This window comes from Rhodanobacter sp. PCA2 (assembly GCF_013620825.1).
Taxonomy (GTDB): domain Bacteria; phylum Pseudomonadota; class Gammaproteobacteria; order Xanthomonadales; family Rhodanobacteraceae; genus Rhodanobacter_A.
This window is the reverse complement of record NZ_NJIC01000012.1, coordinates 41,858-55,127: the sequence shown is the minus strand read 5'-3', so window position 1 is coordinate 55,127 and position 13,270 is coordinate 41,858. Positions and strand designations below refer to the sequence as shown.

Annotated in this window: 10 protein-coding genes; 1 reads left to right on the top strand and 9 read right to left on the bottom strand. The window is 70.9% G+C overall.

Annotated features, from left to right (window positions below):
• Complete coding sequence (locus tag PCA_RS04635; RefSeq protein ID WP_181301428.1) at window positions 1-456, bottom strand: hypothetical protein; 456 nt, start codon at window positions 454-456, stop codon at window positions 1-3.
• Between PCA_RS04635 and PCA_RS04630 the strand changes: the two genes are divergently transcribed.
• Window positions 455-1,189 carry a 16S rRNA (uracil(1498)-N(3))-methyltransferase gene (locus tag PCA_RS04630; protein ID WP_181301427.1) on the top strand — a complete coding sequence of 245 codons (735 nt, stop codon included), beginning with the start codon at window positions 455-457 and terminating at the stop codon, window positions 1,187-1,189. The two genes, PCA_RS04635 and PCA_RS04630, sit on opposite strands and share 2 nt — an antisense overlap.
• An 11-nt stretch (window positions 1,190-1,200) precedes the next feature.
• Here the strand turns inward: PCA_RS04630 and PCA_RS04625 are convergent, their stop codons facing one another.
• The 8 genes from PCA_RS04625 to PCA_RS04590 all read right to left on the bottom strand — a co-directional run bounded on the left by PCA_RS04625 (window position 1,201) and on the right by PCA_RS04590 (window position 13,059).
• Entirely contained in the window at window positions 1,201-1,365 is a 165-nt protein-coding gene (locus PCA_RS04625; RefSeq protein ID WP_181301426.1) for a hypothetical protein, read from the bottom strand.
• Complete coding sequence (locus tag PCA_RS04620; RefSeq protein ID WP_181301425.1) at window positions 1,365-1,862, bottom strand: chemotaxis protein CheW; 498 nt, start codon at window positions 1,860-1,862, stop codon at window positions 1,365-1,367. Before PCA_RS04620 ends, PCA_RS04625 begins: the two co-directional genes overlap by 1 nt.
• A complete protein-coding gene (locus tag PCA_RS04615; RefSeq protein ID WP_181301424.1) occupies window positions 1,859-3,397 on the bottom strand; it encodes a chemotaxis protein CheB in 1,539 nt (512 codons plus the stop codon). Before PCA_RS04615 ends, PCA_RS04620 begins: the two co-directional genes overlap by 4 nt.
• Window positions 3,390-9,473, bottom strand: a complete 6,084-nt coding sequence (locus PCA_RS04610) for an Hpt domain-containing protein (protein ID WP_181301423.1) — start codon at window positions 9,471-9,473, stop codon at window positions 3,390-3,392. Before PCA_RS04610 ends, PCA_RS04615 begins: the two co-directional genes overlap by 8 nt.
• Before the next feature lie 81 nt (window positions 9,474-9,554).
• Window positions 9,555-11,585: a methyl-accepting chemotaxis protein gene (locus PCA_RS04605; RefSeq protein WP_181301422.1), complete on the bottom strand. Its 2,031-nt coding sequence runs from the start codon at window positions 11,583-11,585 to the stop codon at window positions 9,555-9,557.
• Window positions 11,586-11,711: 126 nt separating this feature from the next.
• Window positions 11,712-12,257 (bottom strand): chemotaxis protein CheW, encoded by a 546-nt coding sequence (locus PCA_RS04600; RefSeq protein WP_181301421.1) that lies wholly within the window; start codon window positions 12,255-12,257, stop codon window positions 11,712-11,714.
• On the bottom strand, window positions 12,254-12,625 hold the full coding sequence (locus PCA_RS04595) for a response regulator (protein ID WP_181301420.1): 372 nt from the start codon (window positions 12,623-12,625) through the stop codon (window positions 12,254-12,256). The genes PCA_RS04600 and PCA_RS04595 overlap by 4 nt, the downstream gene beginning before the upstream one ends.
• A 23-nt stretch (window positions 12,626-12,648) precedes the next feature.
• Window positions 12,649-13,059: a response regulator gene (locus PCA_RS04590; RefSeq protein ID WP_181301419.1), complete on the bottom strand. Its 411-nt coding sequence runs from the start codon at window positions 13,057-13,059 to the stop codon at window positions 12,649-12,651.
• Window positions 13,060-13,270 lie beyond the last annotated feature (211 nt).

Here is a 13,270-nt window from a genome sequence, read left to right as displayed (position 1 = left end):
TCAGTGGACCGACGGGTCCAGCATGCGCAAGGCGTCGGCCACGTTCTGCTGGCCGGTGTTGCGTATGTCCTGCGCGTCGTAACTGCGGCCGACGGCGCCCTGCAGGCACTGTCCCTTCTTCGCCCGGATCAGGCTGCCGGTCTCGCGGATGCAGTTGCGGTCGCCCGGCTTGATCACCTGGTGCTGCCGGGTGTCCGGCTGGGTCGAAGCGCTGGCGTCGGCCTGCGACGCGGCTTGCGCCGTCTGCGCACTCGCCAACGTGCCGATACCGAGGCCACATGCCGCTGTCAGCGAAAGGATGGCGATCTTGAGCATGGCGGTTACCTCCTGCCTTGTGGCCTGATCATGCTGCGCCCGCCGCTTGCCGCAGGCAAGGAAGGCCGGCTTTTCATCGCGCCACCATTCAGCTTGCGAAACGGCTCGATTATGCTGGCGCTTTGCCGCGAAGCCCCGCATGCGCACCATCCGCATCCATGTCGACCAGCCGCTCGCCAGCGGCGCCGAACTGGCCCTGCCCGCACAGGCCGGCGAACACGTGGCGCGCGTGCTGCGTCTCGTGACGGGCGATCCGCTGGTCCTGTTCAACGGCGACGGCGCCGACTACGCCGCCACGATACGCAGCGTGGGCAAGCGCGAGGTGCTGGTGCAGGTGCTGGAGCGCCAGCCGGTGCAGCGCGAGTCCCCGCTGCGGCTGACCCTGGCGCAGGGCGTGGCGCGCGGCGAGAAGATGGACCTGATCGTGCAGAAGGCCACCGAACTGGGCGTGGCGCGCATCGTGCCGCTGCTCACCGAGCGCTCGGAAGTGCGGCTGGACGCCGCCCGCGCCGAGAAGCGCCTGGCGCACTGGCGCGCGGTGGCGGCCAGCGCCTGCGAGCAATCCGGCCGCGCCTGCCTGCCCGAGATCCTTCCTGCGTTGCCGCTGCCGGCATGGCTGGCTGCACTGGCGGACGACGGCGCCTTGCGGCTGGCCCTGCTGCCCGAGGCGGATTCGTCGGCGCGCGAACTGCGTCCCGGCGATGCGGGCGCCCTGCTGGTGGTGGGCCCGGAAGGCGGCCTAGGCGAACGCGACGTCGCCGCGCTGCACGAGGCCGGTTTCCACGGGTTACGGCTGGGGCCGCGCATCCTGCGCACGGAAACGGCCGGGCTGGCGGCGCTGGCCGCGCTGCAGGCGCTGCACGGGGATTTCTGAGCGGCGAAAGATCAGCGCCGCTTTCGTATCCGTGACCAGAGCACGGCGGCGACGGCGATGGACACCACGGACGCCACGTAAAAAGCAGGGCGGCCACCCAGCAGCGCGGCAGCGACGAACAGCGCACCGCCCAGCATGAACAACCGGCTGCACAGCGTGGCCAGATGGCGACCCATCAGGCCGTACCGTTCGACTCCGCTTCCTCGTCCAGACCCAGCAGGCGCACGAGTTCGTCCTCGATGCCTTCCAGGTCCGGGATCACCGCCACGTCGTCGCGCACCAGCACTTGGGCGCGCACGCCGGGCGGCAGGTCGCTGCCGTCGTGGGTGGGGATGATCAGCTCGGCGTTCAGCGTGGTCAGGCGCGGGAAGCCCTGCGTGAGCACGGCGATGAAGGGCAGCTTCGGATGGCCTCCCAGCGCCTTCAGCACGGCCACGCGCACGGTCAGTTCGGCATCGCCTTCGCCGGCGCCGGCCAGGCGCGAGAACGACACCAGCGGCACGCGCCAGCCGCGCCAGGTGATGCGGCCGACCAGCCACTCAGGCGCGCCGTCCACGCCCTCGTGCGCGGGCTGGGTGATCACTTCGGCCACGGTGGCATTGGGCAGCAGCAGGCGCAGGCTGCCGGCCGGCACCAGCACGCAGCGGATTTCGCGGGGCAACACGTCGCTCATGGATGGACCTCGATCAGGTGCGCCGCCAGTTCGTGCAGCGTTCCGGAATAACTCACCAGCCGCTCGGCGAAGATGCCGCTGACCATGTCGGCGAAATGCTCGCCATCGGTCGTCTCCACCCAGACCTGGCCGCCGCGGTCGTGGATCGCCTGCGCGCCGGCCACCGCATCGGTGGAACGGCCGGCGAACACGATGCCAAGCGCGTCGCGGCCGAACACGTTTGCCGCCATGGTGAAGCTGGCGTCGATCGACGACTCCTGCGCGGCATCGGTGCTGCGCAGCTCGACGCTGCCGTCGCGGCGCAGCTGCACCTGGCTCTCGGCCGGCACCAGCAGCACCTCGCCGCTGCGGGCACGGCTGCCATGCGCCGCCAGCCGCACCGGCAGGCCGGAATGCGCGGACAGGCGTTGCAGCACGGCGTCGGCCGGCTGGCTGCCGAAGTGCTGGGCCAGCAGGATGGTGTGCCGCGCCGCCGCGGGCAGCGCGCCCAGGAACGTGCAGACCGACGCCAGGCCGTCGACGGCGGCGCCCAGCAGCACCACGCGGCTGGGCACGCTGCCGAGATCGTCCAGCAGCATCTCGGTCGGCTCCCAGGCCTGCGGCGCCACGGCCTCCTCCATGGACACCAGCTCCAGGCTCATGGTCGGCTCGAAACCGGGTTCCGCCGCCGCCACGTCCGGCGCGAGGAAATCGGCGGCGCTGAGTTTCTCGACGCCGAAATCCGCGGTGTGCGCCGGCGCCGTGTCCGCCTGGGCGGGCACGTCGTCGTCGACCAGGGCCCAGCTTTCGTGGGCCGCCGGCCCCTTCGGCGCGGTCGCCGGCTCGGGCGCCGCCACCGGCGGCGCCGGGGGCAGTTCGTCCGCGAACGCCGCCAGGCTGAAGTCGCCGTCGTGCAGCGGCAGCTCCTGCCGCGGCGCCACCGGCGCCACGGGTTCCTCCGGCAGCGGCTCGTCGGCCGCGAGCAGCGCGGCCAGCTCCATCTCCAGATCGTCGGACGCCGCGCGACTCTGCGCCACGTGTTCGCCCTCGCCGGCATCGAAGCCGACCGGTTCCGCTTCGTCCAGGGCTGCCAGGCCGGCCGCGACGGGCTCGACCGGCTGCGCCTCGACCGCGGGCGGCGCGGCGACCTCGGAAAGTTCCAGCGCCACCGGTTCGGCGTCGACGGGCGCAGCCGCATCCGCCGGGCGCGGCGGGTCCACGTCGCCGCTGGCCAGTACTTTCACGGCGAGATGGCGGGCCCAGCGGGCGCGGTCCCAGCCGATCAGCGCGCGGCTGGCGCGGGCGTCGTTGAACACCAGGCGCGGGCGCTCGCCCTCGATCATCGCGTAGAGGCGGTCGAACGCTTCCTCGTCCTCGTCGTCGAGGTTCACCACCATCACGTCCGGGTCCAGCTGCTGCAGCGACGCAGCGCCGAAACCCGCGAGCGTGCCTTCGTGCACGATACGCGCGCCGTGTTCCTGCAGCACCTGGCGCAGATGGCCACCCAGCTCGGCGTCGTCGAACAGCAGCGCCACCGAGGGCCGTGCTTCATCCATGGTGCGGCTCCGTGGTCAGCTGGGCCATGGCGCGCTGCTCCAGCACTTCGCCGATCTGGCCCAGCAGCTCGGCCTCCTGGTAGGGCTTGCCGAGGTAGCGGTCCACGCCGATGTCGAACGCGCGCTGGCGATGCTTCTCGCCGGTGCGCGAGGTGATCATGATGATCGGCACCTCGCACAGACGCGGGTCGGCCTTCATCTGGGTGGCCAGCTCGTAGCCGTCCATGCGCGGCATCTCGATGTCCAGCAGCATCAGGTCGGGCACGCGTTCGTGCAGTTTTTCCAGCGCGTCGACGCCGTCCTTCGCGGTGCTCACCTCGTACTCGTGGCGCTCCAGCACGCGGCCGGTGATCTTGCGCATGGTGATGGAATCGTCCACCACCATCACCAGCGGCTTCGTGCGCTGCTCCTCGACCACCGGCAGGCTGACGGCGCCGAGGCCTTCGGCCAGCCGCGCCTCGCGACGCACCACGCCGTGGCGGACCAGCGGCGCCAGGTCGAGAATCATCAGCACCGAACCGTCGCCCATGATGGTGGCGCCGAGCACGCCCGGCACCGAACTCACCTGCGGGCCGACCGACTTCACCACGATCTCGCGCGAACCGAGCACCGCATCGATGCGGATCGCCGCGCGCAGGTCGCCGGCGCGGGTCAGCAGCAACGGCGGCTGTTCGCCTTCCGGCACCGCGCCCGGCGGCAGGCCGAGCAGCTCGGCAAGGTCGTGGATGCCGTACTGCTCGCCGCTGTAGGCGAACGCGGGCTCGTGCTCGGCCAGCTTGGCCGTGAGTTCGTCGGGACTGATGCGCGCCACGCCCTGCACCGAAGTCATCGGGATCGCGAAGGTGTTCTCGCCGATGCGCACCAGGATCGCCTGGGTCACCGCAAGGGTGAACGGCAGGCGCAGCACGAAGGTGGTGCCCTGGCCGGGCTGCGACTCGATCGCCAGCGAACCGCCCAGCTGCTTGATCTCGTTCGCCACCACGTCCATGCCCACGCCACGGCCCGCCAGCTGGGTGACCTCGCTGGCCGTGGAGAAGCCCGGCTGGGTGATCAGTGCGAGCACCTGTTCGTCGCCCAGGTTCGCATCGGCACGGATCAGGCCGCGCTCGACGCCGCGCTGGCGGATCGCCTCGCGGTCGAGGCCGCGCCCGTCGTCGGCGACGCGCACCACCACCTCGGTGGCCTCGCGCGCCACGCGGATGCGTACCGCGCCCTCGGCCGGCTTGCCGGCCTTGCGCCGCTCGTCCGGCGATTCGATGCCGTGCGCCACGGCGTTGCGCAGCATGTGCTCGAACGGCGCCTTGATGCGGTCGAGCAGGTTGCGGTCCATTTCGCCGTGCGCACCGTCGACGTGGAGCTGGGCCTGCTTGCCCTGCTCCTGCGCGGCCTGGCGCAGGGTGCGGCGCAGGTTCGGCACCATGGTGTCGAACGGCAGCATGCGCGTGCGCAGCAGGCCGTCCTGCAGCTCGGTGCTGACGCGCGACTGCTGGATCAGCAAGGTCTCGGCCTGGCGGGTCAGGTCGTCCAATGTGCCCTGGATCGACACCAGGTCGGACACGGACTCGGCCAGCGCGCGCGAGTACTGCTGCAGCTGCGAGAAGCGGTCGAGTTCCAGCGGATCGAACGCGGTCGTGCTGCCGGCCTCGCGATGCTCGCGCTGGAAGCGCGCGATGATCTGCGCCTCGGTCTCGATTTCCAGCATGCGCAACTGGCTGCGCAGGCGCTGCACGGTCTGGTCCAGTTCGACCAGGTTGAAGCGGTAGGCGGAAACCTGCTGCTCCAGGCGCGAGCGGTAGATCGCCACCTCGCCAGCATGGTTCACCAGGTTGTCCAGCAGCTCGGAGCGGACGCGGATCTGCTCCTGCGCCGCCGCCGCATCGGCATCGTGCTGCGCGGGCAGCAGTCCGGGCAGCGCCGCGGCGGCTGCCGGCTGCACGGCCGGCGCCGCATGCGGGGCCAGTTCCGCCTCGTCGGCGAAGTGCTGCTCGCCGGCCAGCGCGAGCAGGTGGTCGATGGTGGACTGCGGGTACGCCGGCGCCTGCCCCTGTGCGACCTGCTGCACCATCGCGTGCAACTGGTCGAAGCTGGTTTCCAGCACGCCGATCAACGGCACCGTTTGCGCGACGTCGGTCGCCGGCTTTTCCAGCAGCGTCTCGATCGCGTGGGAGAGATCGCCTATCGGCATCAGGCCGGCGATGCGCGCGCCGCCCTTCAGCGTGTGCAGGTCGCGCTGCAGCTCGGGCAGATGGCCGCTGGCGGCCGGCTCGGCATGCCACTGCGCCAGCACGCCGTCGGCGTGGTCCAGGATCTCGCGGGCTTCCTCGACGAAGACTTCGAGCAGGTCGGCATCGATCGCGAGGCCGGTGTCGGTGGGCGCCGCCCCGGCCGCCGGCACCGCGCGCGCGGCCTCGAACGCCGCCTGCCGGGCGGCTTCCGCCTCGCGTTCCGCGGCCTGCCTGGCCTGTTCCGCCGCCGTGGCTTCCGCGGCGCGCTGTTCGGCGGCAGCCTTTTCCGCCGCCGCGCGGATCTGCGCCTCGGCGGCCTCGCGGGCGGCCTGTTCCTGCGCCAGCCGCGCCTGTTCGGCACGTGCCAGTTCCTGGCGTTCCTTCTCGGCCTGCTCGACGGCGGCACGCTCGGCCGCTTGCTGTTCGGCCTGCTCGTGGGCGCTGCGCTCGGCCTCGGCACGTTCGGCTTCGACACGCTCGGCTTCGGCACGTTCGGCTTCGGCGCGTTCGGCTTCGACGCGCTCAGCTTCGATGCGTTCGGCTTCGACACGCTCGGCTTCGACACGCTCGGCTTCGGCGCGTTCGGCTTCGGCGCGTTCGGCCTCGACGCGCTCGGCTTCGGCACGCTCGGCGGCCTCGCGCTGCTCCTTCGCCGCGGCATCCGGCTCGAACGCACCGAGTGCGGCCATCAACTCGCTGGCGTAGTGGTCGTGCGAGCCTTCCTCCGGCGGCTTGGCCGGAATCGACGGCTCGGCCGGCAACGTCGCCGCCTGGTCGTCGGTGGCGACGGCGGACGGCGCATCCGGGGCCTGCCCTGCGGGCTCGGCCGGCGCGTGCGGAACCTCCGCATGCAGCTCCGCGCCCACGTGGGCGACCTGCGGCTCGGGATAGCGGTCGCGCAGGTCGATCAGCTGGGTGGTGAGCAGGTCGACGTTCGGCAGCTGCGGCACGGCCACGTCGAACTGGGCCATGGTGTGGTCGACCACGTCGGCCGAGCGGTCGAGCAGGCGCACGCCCTCCACCGGCAGCGGCTGGCCGGCGTGGCGCACGCGCTTGAGCAGGCTCTCCAGCGGCGACAGCAGTCCGGTGAGCAGCGGTATCTCCACCATCGCGATCGCGCCGTGCAGCGTGTGCACGGCACGCAGCAGGTCTTCGCCCACCGGCAGTTCGCCGCTGCAGCGCTGGATCGCCGTGCGGATGACCTGCAGGTATTGCGCGACCTCGCTGCGCAGGATTTCCAGCAGCACCGGGTCGACGGACGGCAGCGGCGACAGCGGCAGCGATGCCGGCGGTTCGGCCGGTTCCGCGGCGGGAACGCTGTGCGCATCGGTGATCCCGGCGGCCGGGATCGCCGCCGCCGCGGCATCCAGCCGCGGCACGCGGCGACGCACGATGCGGCGCACGGTTTCGGTGGCGACCGGCGCGTGGTCCTCGACCCGCGCGGCCGCATCGCCGGCGGCGAGCCGGCTGGCGGTCTGCATGATCGCCTCGACCGGCGCGTGCGGCGCGCCCTCGCCCTTGAGCGAGGCCAGCAGTTGCGGCAGCGCGGCGATGGCGTGGTGCACCAGCGCCTGCACGCCCGCATGCGGCTCGATCGTGTGGTCGAGCACGCGGTTGAGCATGTCCTCCACCTTCCACGCGAACTCGCCCAGCGCGGCGATGCCGACCAGGCGCCCGGAACCCTTGAGGGTGTGGAAGGAGCGGCGAATCGGCGTCAGCGCGTCGAGCTGGGCGGGATCGGCCAGCCACGCGCCTTCGGCGCCGCGCAGGTGGTCGATCTCCTCCTGCATTTCCTCCAGGAAGATCTCGCGGATGTCGTCGTCGATGCCCTCGGCCTGGTGGTCGAACAGGAACGCACCGCCGTGCGCGCCCTGCGCCGACACCGGTTCCTCGACTTCTTCCTCGACCTCGATCCAGTCGCCGTCGTCGCCGCCCGCGTCGGCCATGGCCGGCGGCGCGGTGGGCTCGGTCTGCGCGTAGCGCAGGCCGTCGACGTCGTGCGCGGGCGCCACGTGCGGCGCTTCGGGCGCGACGAACAGCTCGCTGACGTCGCTGCCGGAATACAGGCTCACCGGTTCGGACAGCGCCTCGTCGGCGTGCCCCGCCGGCGCGGTCGCGTCGGCCGGCGCGGCCGGCAGCGGGCGCTGGTCGGGCAGCGGCCAGTAGCCCAGCTTGCCGAGGCTGTGCTCGGCCACGTCGATGATGTGCGCCAGGCCGCCGCGGTGTTCGCGCGCGGCTTCCAGGTAGTACTCCAGCGCGGCCAGCGCGTCGGCCAGGTGATCCATCTGCGCGCTGCTGGGCACGCGGCGGTCCACCAGCAGCTCGTTGTGGATGTAGCGGCCGATGCCTTCGGCCAGCTCGGCCGGGCGTTCGGCGGACAGCATGCGCGCGGCGCCGGCGACCTCGCCCATCTGGGCGGGCGCGTCGGCCAGCCCGGCGTGGTCCCAGCCGGACTCGACGAAACCGACGATGGCTTCCTTCACCTTGCCGGTGTTGCGGATCGCCTCCTGCATCACCGTGCTGAGGATGCCCTGCGCCTCGCTGCGCGGCAGGCCCGGGGCGCCTTCCGCCTCGCGCGGTTCCTCGCCCGCGCCCAGGCTCTCGATGTGGTCGTCCAGCGACGCTTCCACGTACAGCAGCGCGCCGGCCACGTCGAGCAAGGTGTCCTCGTCGGCGTGGCGCATCCGGTTGACGATCTCGTCCAGCACGCGCCGTTGCTCGTCCACCACCCGGCGCGGCACCGACAGCGCCAGCATGCCGAGGGTGTCGCCCACGCGGCCCAGCAGTTCGCCCTGCGGCGCCAGCGAGGCCGGGTCGGCGTCGGGCTGGCGCTGGAACAGGTCCAGCGCTTCCTTGACGCGCAGCAGGTCGTCCTTCAGCGCCCGCGCCACCGAATCGAGCAGGGCGCGGTTGTGCCCGGCCATCGAGCTGCGGGCGTGCTCCAGCTCGTCGGCGTCGGGCAGCAGGCTGTCCAGGTGATAGGTGCGCCGCAGCAGATCCATGTGCGGGCTGTGCTGGCGCGACTGCGCCACGATGTACAGCAGGCGGTCGCACAGCTCGTCGGCGTCGCCGCCGCGCAGGCTGTCCTCGCCGTGCTCGATCAGCTGGCGGATGTGGCGGTCGGCCTTGCCCAGCAACTGGCGCAGCTCGGTGCCGTGCGCGCCGAGGATGCCGTGTTCGATGCCCTCCACCACGCCGGCGGTGATCCACCACAGGCGCCGGCCGTGCACGTGGTAGCAGCGCGCGGCGATCGCCAGCAGCGCCTTGCGCATGCCGGCCAGCGCCTGCGGCTGGCCGCGGAACCAGGCCAGCATGTGCTGCTGGAACTGCAGGCGCAGGTCGACCAGCTCGCCGCGGCGCGCGGCGGCCTGCGCCTCGCTCATCGCGGCGGGCGCGTGGGTGGGCAGGAACGCGTCGAGGTTGGGGTGGAACAGCGCGGCCTCGGGCAAGGCGTCCTCGCCGCGGGCGGCGCGCAACTCGTTCAGCAGCGGCAGCAGCACCACCGGCACGTCGCGGTGGCCGCCGGCGACGCGTTCCAGGTAGTCGGGCAGCTGCATCAGGCCGCGCATCAGCGCGCTGTAGGCTTCCTCGCGCTGCATGACCTGCCCTTCCAGCAGGGCGTCGGCAAGCGCTTCCATCTCTGCCGCGACCATCGCCGGGCCGGGCAGTTCGACCATCCGCAGCGTGCCCTGCACCTGGTGCAGCGCGCTGGCGCAGGCGCGCATGGCGTCGGGCCGCGCCGGGTTGTCGACGTAGGACTCCAGCGACTCGCGGGCGTCCGACAGCGTCTGCTCCAGCTCGGGCCGGACCCACTGCAGGGTGGTGAAATCAATGTTGTCTTGAAGTCTCATGCGCTTCTCTCAGCGGTTGCGCGGCGTACCGCCACGCCACCCTCGAGACTGCCCCCAGTCAGTAACATCGCCATCGCTCCGTCAACCCGGCAGCTTGAAGTGCGCCACCGAACGCCGCAGGTCGCTGGCCAGCTGCGCCAGGGTGCCGATCGAGTCGGCGGTGCGGCTGGCGCCCTGCGAGGTCTGCGAGGTGATCTCGCGGATCGCGTTCATCGATTGCGAAATGTCCGTGGCCGCCGCCGACTGCTGGCGCGCCGCGCTGGAGATGTTCTGGATCAGCGCGGACAGGTCGTGCGAAACGCGCTCGATGTCGCCCAGCGCGCTGCCGGCGTCCTCCGCCTTGCGTGCACCGGCCACCACTTCGGTGGTGGTCTGTTCCATCGAGTTCACCGCTTCGTTGGTATCGGACTGAATCGTCTGCACCAGCGTCTCGATACGCTTGGTGGCGCTGGTCGAGCGTTCCGCCAGCCGCTGCACTTCGTCCGCCACCACCGCGAAACCGCGGCCCGCCTCGCCGGCCGAAGCCGCCTGGATCGCCGCGTTCAAGGCCAGGATGTTGGTCTGTTCGGCGATGTCGTTGATCAGTTCCACGATCGAGCCGATCTCCTGCGAGGATTCGCCCAGGCGCTTGATGCGCTTGGACGTTTCCTGGATCTGGTCGCGGATCGAGTCCATGCCGGAGATCGTCTCGCGCACCACCTCGGCGCCGTGCGAGGCGATCTGCACCGAGCGTTCGGCCACGTCGGCCGATTCGGCGGAGTTCTTCGACACGTGGTCCATCGAACTGGCGATCTCGTTGATCGCGCTGGTCGCGGTGCTGATCTGCTGCGCCTGCTGCTCGGCCGCGTCGGCCAGGTGGCGGGCGGTGGTCTGGGTTTCCTGCGCCGAGGAGGAGACCTGCTCGGAGGTCTCGTTGATCGTGGTCACCAGGGTGCGCAACTCGTCGATGGCGTAGTTCACCGAGTCGGCGATCGCGCCGGTGATCTCCTCGGTCACCGTGGTCTTCACGGTCAGGTCGCCTTCGGCCAGCGCGCCCATCTCGTCCAGCAGGCGCATGATCGCCTCCTGGTTGCGCTGGTTGAGCGAGGTGGAGTCGGTGAAGCGGCGACGCTGGTCGCGCACCAGGCTGACCACCAGCAGCAGGGCGAAGCCCACCGCGCCGAGCGCGGCCAGCAGGCCCCACCACACGTTCGGGAACAGGCGGCGCAGCGGCAGCTTGGCGACCTGCTCGGCGAGGTCGTTCGCGCGCAGCAGCACCGACTGGGAGTCCAGCGAGGCCTTGTTGCCGGCCTGCTTCACCGCGGAGAGGTTGCCGGCGGCACCGACCAGCTTGCTCAGCGGGTCGTCGAGCTGCTTCCAGTTCTCCTGCATGCCGGTCAGGATCTTGCGCGCGTTCGCGTCGCCGATCGGGCGCACGCCGCTGCCCGGGTTGCCCTCGATGAGGCCCTGCAGCACGCTGCCGTACAACTGCGCGTCGCGCTGCAGGCCGTCGGCGGCGGCCTGGGCGTTGTCGCCGCCCTGCAGCACTTCCTGCACGCGGCGGATGATGCGGTCGGCCGACAGCATCTGGCGCGAGGTGCCCAGCATCTGCTCGGCGCTGCCGTTGCGCTGCTGCAGGATGGTGACGACCTGGTCCATGCTGGAGTTGAGCAGGGGCATCTGCTGCGACACGGTGGCCGCGCGCTGGGCGGAATCCAGCACCACCGTCTTGTTCGACAGGATCTTGCCGATGTCGCCGTCCAGCTGCTTCCAGGCGCTGTCCAGCGCGCTGGCCGCGCGACCGACCGGCGAGGCGTTGTTGTCGGCATAGGGGTGCATGCCGGTGGCCGGGTCGCCCTTGTTGAGGCGACGCACCGCCGAATCGATCGCGTTGCGGGTGCCTTCCAGCTCCTTGAACGAATCGGTGTTGCCGTCGGACGACTCCAACGCGAACTTCGCGGTCTGCTGCGACAGCACCTGGATCTGCGTGGTCAGCGCGGCCGCCTGGCGGTCCTCGCCGTTCTTCACGTTGAGCTGCCAGAAATCCAGTGCCGCGAAGCCGATCGCGACCAGCAACAGGACAATGAGTACGGTATTCCCGCGCTCCTTGCCGACGCCCCCTGTAGTGCTCATGTTCACCTCGTCCGTCTACTTCGCAGGAGCGGCCCCGTCGTCCTGACGGGAGCGCGTCCCGGGCCTGTCATCTCGAATTTTCCGGCCCCTGGCGGCGCCGGACCTGCTGTCTGCGGCTGCCGCGGATCAGGCGGCGGCCTGGCGGAAATCGGGGGCGCGCACCAGCCGGCTCATGCTGAACACCGCCATCTGCTGCTCCCCGTCGCCCACCCGCTGCTCGGCGAAGCGCGCGAGGCGCGGGTCGTCCTCCTGCTCCGCCGTGCGCTGCTGTTCCGCGTCCATCGTGCGCTGGCCGAACACCTCGTCCACCAGCAAGGCCACGCTGCCGGCGCCCTGGCGCACCACCAGCAGGCGCGCGCGGTCGGTCAGCGGGGTGCGCTCGTCGAACAGGAAGCGCCCGAAGTCCACCACCGGCATCAGGTTGCCGCGCACGTTCGCCACGCCCAGCAGCCACGGCCGGGTGCCGGGCACCGCGGTGAGCGCCGGCATCGCCAGCAGCTCGTTGATCTCGCCGATCTCGCTGACCAGCATGCGCGGCCCGACGCGGTAGCCGATGCCGCGCCACAGGCCGGGCGCGTCCATCCGTTCGCGGGTATCCGATGCGTGCGCCAGCGACAGCCGCTCGTAGCGGGCCAGGACCTCGAACGGGGTGAGGGCGGCCGGGGCGTTCATGCGGTACCCGACAGCAGCTGGTTGATGCAGGCGAGCAGCTCGCCCTCGTTCACCGGCTTGGTGATGAAGGCGCGCGCGCCCTGGCGCAGGCCCCACACGCGGTCGGTCTCCATCGCCTTGGTGGTGATCATCACGATCGGCACCTCGGCGGTGACCGGGTCGCGGGTGAGCGTGCGGGTGGCCTGGAAGCCGTTCATGCCGGGCATGATGACGTCCATGATGACCAGCGCCGGCGCGCCGGCGCGCACGCGCTCGATGCCTTCCTCGGCGGTGCCGACCGCGGCGACCTGATGCCCCGCGCGCTCCAGCAGCGTGGAGAGCACGCGCACGTCGGTCGGCGAGTCGTCGATGATGAGAATTTCGGCCACAGGTTCCCCCCAAGAATCTGCGGTCAGCGGCTGGGTACCGTACTGACGTGGTGATGGATGGCGCCGAGCAGTTCGTCGCGCGTGAAAGGCTTCGTGAGGTATTGCTCAGCACCCACGACGCGGCCGCGTGCCTTGTCGAACAGGCCGTCCTTGGAGCTCAGCATGATCACCGGGGTGGCCCGGAACTGGGGGTTGTTCTTGATCAGCGCGCAGGTCTGGTAGCCGTCCAGGCGCGGCATCATGATGTCGACGAAGATGATGGCGGGCCGCTGGTCGGCGATCTTGGCAAGCGCCTCGAAGCCGTCCACGGCGGTCAGCACCTCGCAGCCTTCCTTCTTCAGCAAGGTTTCTGCCGTGCGACGGATGGTCTTGGAGTCATCGATCACCATGACTCGCAGGCCGGCCAGACCATTCGCGTTCGCGTTCAGATTCATTACTCCCCCCCTGTCGCCCAATGTCGGGCCCAGGACAGCCACCAAGGCAGGCAACAAGCATGCCGATGGCGCATGTGACAAGACAAATCGATCCGGCATTTCCCAGTACCCGCTCTGCGGCGGGATGTTCAGGGTTCGTTGTTTACTGCCTGCCTGTCATGGCGTCAAGCAACATTCGCATTACACGGCGCTCTTCACGCACGCAATGTGA